This window comes from Pseudomonas edaphica (assembly GCF_005863185.1).
GTDB classification, from domain to species: domain Bacteria; phylum Pseudomonadota; class Gammaproteobacteria; order Pseudomonadales; family Pseudomonadaceae; genus Aquipseudomonas; species Aquipseudomonas edaphica.
In genome coordinates this window covers 1-1,784 of record NZ_VBVZ01000893.1, presented here as the reverse complement: position 1 = coordinate 1,784, position 1,784 = coordinate 1, and the positions used below count along the sequence as shown (strand labels likewise).

Annotated in this window: 3 protein-coding genes and 1 pseudogene; all 4 read left to right on the top strand. The window is 45.0% G+C overall.

Annotated elements, in window-relative coordinates; translation table 11 throughout:
* A pseudogene (locus FEM54_RS34490) lies at nt 1–575 on the top strand (hypothetical protein); the annotation flags it as partial.
* A 2-nt stretch (nt 576–577) separates the two neighbouring features.
* Nucleotides 578–958 carry a hypothetical protein gene (locus FEM54_RS31825; RefSeq protein ID WP_017137776.1) on the top strand — a complete coding sequence of 127 codons (381 nt, stop codon included), beginning with the start codon at nt 578–580 and terminating at the stop codon, nt 956–958.
* A 26-nt stretch (nt 959–984) separates the two neighbouring features.
* Complete coding sequence (locus FEM54_RS31820) at nt 985–1,269, top strand: hypothetical protein (RefSeq protein ID WP_017137775.1); 285 nt, start codon at nt 985–987, stop codon at nt 1,267–1,269.
* Nucleotides 1,263–1,679, top strand: a complete 417-nt coding sequence (locus tag FEM54_RS31815) for a hypothetical protein (RefSeq protein WP_138454196.1) — start codon at nt 1,263–1,265, stop codon at nt 1,677–1,679. The genes FEM54_RS31820 and FEM54_RS31815 overlap by 7 nt, the downstream gene beginning before the upstream one ends.
* Nucleotides 1,680–1,784: the final 105 nt, after the last annotated feature.

The window sequence follows — 1,784 nt, the reverse complement described above, 5'->3', positions numbered from 1 at the left end:
GGTGGGTAGATCCGTTAGGCTTGAATACTTGTCCTGGGGCTGATGGGTGCAAGCCAAACAATTCTGCTCAGAATCCTATAGCAGGGGTTGAACACGGAGAACCCGCTTTACCTCAACTGGGACGCGCACAGCGACAAGCACGCATTAATGAGCTTGGAGAGGCCAACGCTCACCGGCGCTTATCAGAACTGGAAAGGTCAATCCCAGGGGCGCACTTCTTGGAAAAACACGGTGCTCAAACGTCCCTGGAATCTCAACTTGAGCGAGTGATTACAGCTAGAAACCCTACCACTGGGGAAATTGAAACGTTTACCAGAGGAAGGAACGCAGGACAACCTAGACCTCCAAGCGCAGCTACACATTTTCTGAGCCATAGAGATCAATTAAACGCAATCGATCGTGCAATACTAATTTTCAAACTCAACGGCAGAGCAGACATACAGGCTCCAATGGACATGGGAAAGATTATAGGCGAGGGTTATAAAAGAGATAGTCTAGAATACGGAAAACAGAGGAAAGCCATAGTGTATTTCAATAGTGATGGAAAACCGATCACTGCATTCACGGAGTTCTAAGAATGAAACGACAACCAAAGCTCACAATACTACGCGGCCTGTTATTCACTTACTGCATAGAAAACACCACAGATGTAGAAAGAGAAGGAATCATAGTATCGAAAGACGTTAACAATCCTAAAGAGCTCGCGGAGCTTTTCGATGCATTGACCAAAGCAGAATATTTCTCCTACAGAGAAGATGAGCAACAATGGTATATAGATACACTTGAACATTTTTTATCTACAGATGAAGATTTCGAATCTGTTTTTTACTTATTTGACACCTACTTCGAAGATGAAATACTTGACAAAAGAGCTTTTATGACCGTGCTGCTCGAACGCCTTAAAAGCTACATGAGCGAAGCGCTCTCAGCTAAACCGATACAAGACGGCACCCACTAAACCCAACCCAAAGGCAAAACCAACCTATGCAACTAAGTACTAAATTCAAAAGCCACAAAATGCAACTTGCAGCACTGAATGAAGTCACCACAAGAACAGCCCGCAAACTGGAGCCTTTCACTGGAGAGGATTACTACGGAAACCCCATCGTCCGCATAGAACTGCAAGGCTGTGGAGAAGGCTACATTCCTAACCCAGAGGATCTGACCAACCCAGTATATGATGATGACATGAATACCATCGTTGCAAAATTCGACCGTGAAACCAAAAAACTCTACACCGTATTCCCCGTGAGTGACGACCAATGCTAAAAAACCCTTTTCTAAATAAGCCCTACCAGCCAAAATTTCGACACTTCCTTTCCCCCTTCGACATCTATGATCGTGAAGAAACACTGGGCGAAATATTTTCAACCTACAACATCAATCATAAACGCGACAGAGAAAAACTAATCAAAAAGTACATTATAGACAAAAGTACAGACTTAAATTATCGGCATCGAAAACTCTTGGTCGACACTTTAGGCGATGCTCTTGAAGACGAAACTTATGATTTTTCGCAAGCTTTGAGCCAGGCTCCTGGTTTTTACTGTTCTCTACCTTGGGGATGGAGCGATATGGAGGATCCAAGAGGTTTCTTCGAGGACATCTACAGGATGACGAATGAGTGGTGGAAAGACGACCTCCAAAAAGCCAGCCTTGAAGACCCATCAACATGGTGAAAACACCACCTACACCACTGAAACACCCCACCACTGTGGCGAGCAGGCTTGCCCTGCGTTGGGCTGCGCAGCAGCCCCAATAGGGAAAAAGCGAGATACTAGCGT